This is a genomic window from Gordonia sp. UBA7860, from assembly GCF_002500165.1.
In the GTDB taxonomy this organism is placed as follows: Bacteria; Actinomycetota; Actinomycetes; order Mycobacteriales; family Mycobacteriaceae; genus Gordonia; species Gordonia sputi.
Genome location: NZ_DLSO01000119.1, coordinates 46,966 through 54,239 on the forward strand (window position 1 = coordinate 46,966; position 7,274 = coordinate 54,239).

At 65.6% G+C, this 7,274-nt stretch carries 8 protein-coding genes; 5 read left to right on the plus strand and 3 right to left on the minus strand.

The features are described from left to right. The first annotated feature begins 103 nt into the window (after nt 1-103). The 3 genes from B3T59_RS14780 to B3T59_RS14790 are packed head-to-tail and all read left to right on the plus strand — an operon-like array spanning nt 104 to nt 2,722. Nucleotides 104-427, plus strand: a complete 324-nt coding sequence (locus B3T59_RS14780) for a type VII secretion target (protein ID WP_287003980.1) — start codon at nt 104-106, stop codon at nt 425-427. Further along, nucleotides 424-1,371, plus strand: coding sequence for a C40 family peptidase (locus B3T59_RS14785; RefSeq protein WP_287003982.1), 948 nt, complete (start codon nt 424-426; stop codon nt 1,369-1,371). The genes B3T59_RS14780 and B3T59_RS14785 overlap by 4 nt, the downstream gene beginning before the upstream one ends. 58 nt (nt 1,372-1,429) lie before the next feature. Beyond that, nucleotides 1,430-2,722 carry a primosomal protein gene (locus B3T59_RS14790; RefSeq protein WP_287003984.1) on the plus strand — a complete coding sequence of 431 codons (1,293 nt, stop codon included), beginning with the start codon at nt 1,430-1,432 and terminating at the stop codon, nt 2,720-2,722. Nucleotides 2,723-2,752: 30 nt separating this feature from the next. Here B3T59_RS14790 and B3T59_RS14795 read toward each other — a convergent pair whose 3' ends face one another. The 3 genes from B3T59_RS14795 to B3T59_RS14805 form a co-directional block, all read right to left on the minus strand. After that, nucleotides 2,753-3,880 carry an adenosine deaminase gene (locus B3T59_RS14795; RefSeq protein WP_005207855.1) on the minus strand — a complete coding sequence of 376 codons (1,128 nt, stop codon included), beginning with the start codon at nt 3,878-3,880 and terminating at the stop codon, nt 2,753-2,755. Nucleotides 3,881-4,439: 559 nt separating this feature from the next. Beyond that, a complete protein-coding gene (locus tag B3T59_RS14800; protein WP_287003987.1) occupies nt 4,440-5,741 on the minus strand; it encodes a thymidine phosphorylase in 1,302 nt (433 codons plus the stop codon). Nucleotide 5,742: 1 nt separating this feature from the next. Next, nucleotides 5,743-6,144: a cytidine deaminase gene (locus B3T59_RS14805; RefSeq protein ID WP_287003989.1), complete on the minus strand. Its 402-nt coding sequence runs from the start codon at nt 6,142-6,144 to the stop codon at nt 5,743-5,745. Nucleotides 6,145-6,364: 220 nt separating this feature from the next. Between B3T59_RS14805 and sdhC the strand changes: the two genes are divergently transcribed. Together sdhC and B3T59_RS14815 are read left to right on the plus strand one after the other, a co-directional pair. Further along, the gene (gene sdhC, locus B3T59_RS14810; RefSeq protein WP_005207859.1) at nt 6,365-6,772 is read left to right on the plus strand and encodes a succinate dehydrogenase, cytochrome b556 subunit; all 408 of its coding nucleotides are present in this window, start codon (nt 6,365-6,367) and stop codon (nt 6,770-6,772) included. A 12-nt stretch (nt 6,773-6,784) separates the two neighbouring features. Further along, nucleotides 6,785-7,243: a succinate dehydrogenase hydrophobic membrane anchor subunit gene (locus B3T59_RS14815; RefSeq protein ID WP_005207860.1), complete on the plus strand. Its 459-nt coding sequence runs from the start codon at nt 6,785-6,787 to the stop codon at nt 7,241-7,243. Nucleotides 7,244-7,274: the final 31 nt, after the last annotated feature.

Below are 7,274 nucleotides of genomic sequence, written 5' to 3' on the forward strand. Positions count from 1 at the left end.
CGGATCACTCTAGGGCGCGTCCACCGGCAGTGCGCGCTTGTCCGGCAGCCACGAGAACGCAGTTCGATGGAACCGATCGGGGCTTCTCGCCGTCTCAGTTCGCATGACGGACCTCACCTCCCAACGAACCTCACTCGACACCGGCACACTCGACGCCTACGCGGACACCCAGCGCACCGCAGAGCACCGTGTCGCCGCACACGCTGTTGCCAGCCGTACCGACCTCGCGGCGCTGACACCGACGTTCGGCGTGATCGGAGCCGAGTTCCTCGCGGCACTATCCGCGACGATGCAGGCCCGCGCCGAGCGTCTCGACGCCATTGCCGGCGCTCACGATCGGATCGGCACCACCACGACGACCGCCGCCGTCGCCTACTCCGACGCCGACGCCGCGAACGCCTCCGACATGGGGCTCCGCCTGCCATGATCACTGTCGACATCCTCATCGCGCCCTTACGCATCCTGATCACCGCACTCGGTACCGGGGTGCTGCCCGTCGAGAACCCCGCCACGACGATCCGGTCGGCGAGCACCGACCTCGACGAGGTGCGTCGAACCTCGGCAGCGGCGACGTCGGCGGTGCAGAACGGGTGGCACGGAACCGGGTCACGCGGCGCCGTAGCGGCAGCCGAACGCACTGCCCGCGCCTCGACCGCCGTCGACGACGACGGACGGCAGATTGCCACACTGGTGGAAACCGCAAGTGCTCGAATCGAACTCGCGGCCCGACAGCTGCGCGAGCTGGTCGATTCGTTCGAGCGTGCGGCTACCGCGATGGGTCCCGCGCTGTCGACGCCAGCAGGCCTGGTGGCCATCGTGCCGGTCGCAGTCGACCATGTGCAGCGCGGGCTGTCGATCGTGTCGCGTGCACAGGCCGACCTCGCCGACGACACCAGAGCGATGAGCGAACTCGGCCGCCACGAAGCGCCGGCGCAGGTCGGCTCGCGGCCCGCCGCGAACACAACGTCGCCGACAAGCAAGGGCGTAGCGGTCACTCTCCCCGACGGTTCGGTCGCCTACGCACCGAATGAACGCGCTGCCACCGCGGTCCGTGCAGCACTGAGCCAGCAGGGTGTGCCCTACGTCTGGGGTGGCACCACGCCCGACGGCTTCGATTGCAGTGGATTCACCCAGTGGGCCTACCGCCAGGCGGGCGTCGAACTTCCTCGACTGGCGCAGGAACAGGACACCGCAGGCATGGCGGTCACACAGGATCAGTTGCTGCCCGGCGACCTCGCCGTGTGGGATGGACACGTCGCCATGTACATCGGCAACGATCAGCTTGTGGAGGCCGGCGATCCGGTGGGTGTTTCGCCGTTGCGTACCACCAATGCGGGGCAGGGATTCCAGGGCTTCTTCCGGCCGAAGTGATCCCGGGCGGACGGGGCAGGTATCGAGTTCACAGCGATCATCGCTACGCTGTTGCCTCATGGCCGGAGACATCGTTCCCATCGAACTCGGACTCACCAACGGAAACGGTTTCACCCTGTGGGCGCCACGCTGGCGTGAGGGCGACGACGAGTGGGAGGCATTCCTCGGACTCGACGATGACCTGTACGTATTCCCCGGCGTCGCCGAGCTCGTCGGCTTCGTCCGCACCGACACCGACAACGACCTCGTCGAGCATCCCGCGTGGGACACCGTCAAGCAGCTCTCGGCCGACGAACTGATCCCCGACGACCGCCACACCTACGATCTCGTCGGTGTGCCGGAACTCGCGGCAGAAGACCCGACGCCCGAGGTGATCGCCGAACTCGAGGACGCGCTCGAGATCGTGCGCATCCTCGGCGAGGTCTGCGAACTGATCACCGTCACCAAGTTCTTCAACGGCAATCCGATCCTCGGCGCGGTGACCACCGGTACCCGCAACTTCGAGGGCCGCGACGGCGTCGACCTGTGGGTCCGCATCGGACGTCTCATCGCCAAGCACTGGGACGACGTCCTCGACTCCATCGATGACGTCATCACGACCCCTGACGTCGACGCTGCGGCCGTCACGGTCGCCGCCGACGAACTCGAAGCCGCCGCGTCGGCCGAGGACGAGGACGAACCCGACGACGACATCGACCTGCTCGACGACGACTCCGAAGACGCCGAGGCCGCGGCGGTTGTCACAGCCGCGAAAGGCGCAGACGACTCCGAAGAAGACGACCTAGATGACATCGACGACGACGATTTCTGGGCGGGCGTCGGCATCGACCCGATCAAGATCGTCACCGGGACCGGTGAGTACCTCTCGCTGCGCTGCTACCTCGGAGACGATCCCGTATTCCTCGGTACACGGGGCAAGATCTTCGTGTTCACCTCGCCGCGCACACTCTCGAAGTTCCTCGCCGAGAACAACGACCACGACCTCACCGACGTCTCGACCTTCACCGACGTCCGCACCGAGGCAACCGATGGGGCGCTCGAGTTCGACGTCATCGACGACAACGTGTACGTGCTGCCCGGACTGGCCGAGGACATCCTCGACGGCCCGCGCCGCATCGACCGCAACCAACTCGACCTCGCCGTCGAATTGTTCTCCGACGCAGCCGATTACGCCGACGACGACGCAGTCTCGGAGGCCTTGGCGAGCACGACCCCGCTCGGCTGGTTCGTCGACTACGCGATCAATCCGGACCCGAAGCGATTGGCACCGTCGGCACCGTTCGACAACGAGGCCGAGGCGTGGCGCGCACTCGAGCATGACTTCGAGGACCGCCTCGAGATCAAGCGCTGAGGAGCCACCGCCTGCAGGTCGGTTGCCCGCTCAGCCGATCAGGACGGCGTAGCCGGGCTTGATCACCTCGTCGATGAACGCGAGGCGCTCGTCGAAGTGGATGAACGCCGACTTCATCGCGTTGACGGTGAATCGCTCGAAATCGGCCCAGCCATAACCGAATTGCTGCGCGAGCCGGTAGAACTCCTTGCTCATCGTGGTGTCGCTCATCAGCCGGTTGTCGGTGTTGACGGTGACCCGGAATCGCAGACGCGCAAGCGCGTTGAACGGATGGTCGGCCATCGAGGCGACAGCGCCGGTCTGCACATTTGAGCTCGGGCAGAGTTCGAGCGGAATCCTCTTGTCGCGCACCACATTCGCAATCTCTCCGAGTTCTGCACCCGCAAACGACGACGCCGCGAGGTCGACGCCGTCGGGCAACGTGATGTCGTCGATCACCCGCACCCCGTGGCCGAGTCGGTCGGTTCCGCAGAACGCGATCGCCTCGTGGATGGACGGTAGTCCGAATGCCTCGCCCGCGTGGATGGTGAACGGCGCACTGTTGGCGCGCATGTACTCGAACGCGTCGAGATGCCGGGTCGGCGGATTGCCCGCCTCCGCACCGGCGATATCGAATCCGACGACACCCTCGTCGCGATAGCGCACCGCGAGTTCGGCGATCTCGCGCGCACGGGCGGCGTGACGCATCGCGGTCACCAGGCAGCGAACCGTGATCGGTCGCCCACCCGCAGCGGCGACCGCCTCGCCCTCGGCGAACCCGCGCAGCACTGCCTCGACGACCTCGTCGAGCGTCAGTCCTCGCTCGAGGTGCTGCTCGGGCGCATAACGGATCTCGGCGTACACGACGCCATCGGCAGCAAGATCTTCGACGCACTCCCGGGCCACGCGCTCGAGCGCAGATGCCGTCTGCATCACGGCAACGGTGTGCGCGAAGGTCTCCAGGTATCGCTCGAGTGACCCGCTGTCCGCGGCCTCCCGGAACCAGCGCGCCAACGAGTCGGCATCGGTGGCGGGGAGGTCGTCGTAGCCGACCTCGGTGGCGAGTTCGAGCACGGTCGACGGTCGGAGCCCGCCGTCGAGATGATCGTGGAGCAAGACTTTCGGTGCGAGCGCGAGGGTGCTCAGGTCGAGGGGTCTGCTGGTCGACGTCGAGAACATGACCCGAACTTACCGACAGCGCCGACCGACGGCATGCCCGGACACGCGCAGTTTCCCGGCGGTCGCGCTCGCCGAGCAATCCCACCGGCCTCGTTGATCCGGTCAGATGAAATCGTGCTCGTATGTTCGGACGAATCCTCGCTTCGAGTGACCCTACGGTGCAGTCGTGCGTCTTGGGGTCGGCGCATGTCTTTCGATCCGCTGGGTCTGGCAAGCGGCGACATAGGGCCATTTGACAACCCGAATATCCCCAAGGTGGTCATACTCGTCGTGTGAATCGGCGGCTCGCTGTTTTCGATTCTGCCCGGGCTCGTGTTGCTCTGCCGCCGCGGTCCGCGCCCCGGTGGCCAGCCATCGGCGTAGCGTTCATCGCGGCACTGAGTGCACGCCCGTGGGGAATCGTCACCGCATTGCTCTGCTTCCTCGCGCCGGTGGTGCAGGTGTACTGGCCCAGTACCTTTCCGCCAGAGGCGGCAGCGGAAACGGCAGGCGATGTCATCGGCCAAGCCGCACCTTGGTTCGCGCCCGGCTCGCCCGGCGAAAGGCCTCAGGCAGACGTCTAACCGATGCGGTCGAGGACGATCGGCCGGATGGCCGACGGCGAATCCGGCAAGATCACGGCCGCCTCCTCGAGCCTCGCGCGCGCGGCGTCGAATCGTTCCGGTGTCTGGGTGTGGAGCGTGAACAGCGGCGAGCCTGCGCTGATGCGGTCGCCGGGCTTCGCGTGCATCACAACCCCCGCGCTCGCCTGGACGGCTTCGCCGGGTCGTGACCGTCCGGCGCCGAGCAGCCACGCGGCATCGCCGACGGCCCGCGCGTCGATCCGGTGGACGTATCCGGACGTCTGCGCGGTCACGTCGTCGGTGTGCGGTGCGCGTGGTAGCGGAGCATCCGGATCGCCTCCCTGCGCGGTGATCATGGCGCGCCACGTGTCCATCGCGCTGCCGTCGGCCAGTGCGGCGGCCGGGTCGGCGTCTAAAACGCCTGCGGCGTCGAGCATTTCACGTGCGAGCGCAATCGTCAGTTCGACGACGTCCGACGGTCCTCCGCCGGCCAGCACCTCCAGGGACTCGGCGACCTCGACCGCGTTGCCCGCCGTCAACCCGAGGGGGGAATCCATGTCGGTGAGTAGCGCCGTGGTCCGGACGCCCGCGTCGACGCCGAGCGACACCATGGTCTGCGCCAGTTGTCGCGCGAGCGCCTCGTCGGGCAAGAACGCTCCCGACCCGACCTTGACGTCGAGGACAAGCGCCCCGGTGCCTTCGGCGATCTTCTTGCTCATGATCGAGCTGGCGATCAACGGGACGGACTCGACAGTCCCCGTCACATCACGCAGCGCGTAGAGCTTGCGGTCGGCTGGCGCCAGGTCGGCGCCCGCGGCGCAGATCACCGCTCCGACGTTCTCGAGCTGCGCGTGCATCTCAGCGGTCGTCAGGTCGGCTCGCCAGCCGGGGATCGATTCGAGTTTGTCGAGCGTGCCGCCCGTGTGTCCGAGGCCTCGGCCGGACAGTTGAGGCACAGCGACGCCGAAGGAGGCGACGACCGGAGCCAGCGGCAAGGTGATCTTGTCGCCGACGCCGCCTGTCGAGTGCTTGTCCACGGTCGGCAGCACAGCGCCGCCACGACGTAATCCGGAGAAGTCCATCCGTGTGCCGCTGTCGATCATGGCGCGGGTCCAGTCGTCGATCTCGCGACGCGTCATTCCGCGCAGCACAATAGCCATGAGCAGCGATGACATCTGCTCGGGCGCGACGTCGCCGCGCGTGTAGGCGTCGACGACCCAGTCGATCTGCGGCGTGGTGAGTTCCGCTCCGTCGCGCTTGGTCGCGATCACCGACGTCGCGTGGATGAGGTCGCTCATGTCACCGCACCGCGTCGAGGTCGTCGGGCCCGAATGCGTCGGGTAACAGTCGCGCCAGCGTCGTCGGTCCGGCTCGATGGTCGACGAGCAGATCACCGCCACCGTGTTCGTAGAGGACCTGTCGACAGCGCCCACACGGCATCAGAATCGACCCGGTGGCGTCGCACACACTGACTGCGAGCAGTCGACCGCCGCCCGACGCGATCAACGACGCGACGAGGCCGACCTCGGCGCAGATACCGAGTCCGTATGAGACATTCTCCACATTGCAACCAACCACGATTCGGTCGTCGCCTGTGAGTGCCGACGCCCCGACCGGAAACGAAGAATACGGGGCATATGCGCGCGAAATCATTCCAGTTGCGCTGTCCCGCAATAGATTCCAATCGATATCGGGGGTCAAGACACTCTCCTGCCGCGCGGTCGCTATCGGAGTCGATGTGATGGGAGATACCCAAACAAGCTTGGTAAGGCAAACCTAATTCGTAATGCCTTGTCCCGCAGATCGGTTCGGGCAATTTAACGACTCACTCAGCATAGGTTTAAAGTCTCTTGCATGGGTCCAAGGTGACACCCAGCCGGTGCCACCGCGTCCATCGACGATGTTGGAGGCCAATTCCCCGATGAGTTCCGAGACCGAGGTCGCACCGGAGCCGGTGCGCAAACGTTCGCTGTACCGCGGCGATCCAGGCATGTGGTCCTGGGTGCTGCACCGCATAACCGGCGTGACGATCTTCTTCTTCTTGTTCGTGCATGTGCTCGACACTGCCGTGATTCGTATTGATCCGAACAAGTACTCGGAGATCATCAACACCTATAAGACCCCGATCATCGGTCTCATGGAGATCGCGCTCGTGGCGTGCGTGCTCTATCACGCACTCAACGGCCTGCGCATCATCCTGATCGACTTCTGGTCGAAGGGCCCCAAGTACCAGCGTCAGATGCTGTGGGTGATTCTCGGACTGTTCGTGGTGGTCTTCGGTGCCGCGGCGATCCGACTCCTGCAGATCCTCATCGAGTATTCGTTCTAAGGAGATACGACAATGACCACATCTCCTGCCTCACAGAACGTCGCCAAGTCGCTGGGCACGCAGTACGACCGGCCCGCCAGCCTCGACAATCCGCGCTCGCCGCGTAAGCCGCGGGGCGGCAACTTCGAGAAGTGGGCATGGCTGTTCATGCGCTTCTCGGGCCTGGCGCTGATCATCCTGACCATCGGCCACATGTTCATCATGCTGGCGTGGGACAACGGCGTGCACCGCATCGACGCCTCGTTCGTCGCGGCCCGCTGGCGTGAACCCTTCTGGCAGATCTGGGACCTCACCATGCTGTGGCTGGCCCAGCTGCACGGCGGAAACGGCGTGCGCACGGTGATCGCCGACTACTCGCGCAAGGACTCGACCCGCTTCTGGCTGAACGTGCTGCTCGGGGTCTCGATGATCCTCGTGCTGGTGTTGGGCACCTACGCGCTGCTCACCTTCGACGTGAACAGCGCCAACTAAGGAGACCACTGAAGATGCAGGAACACCGTTA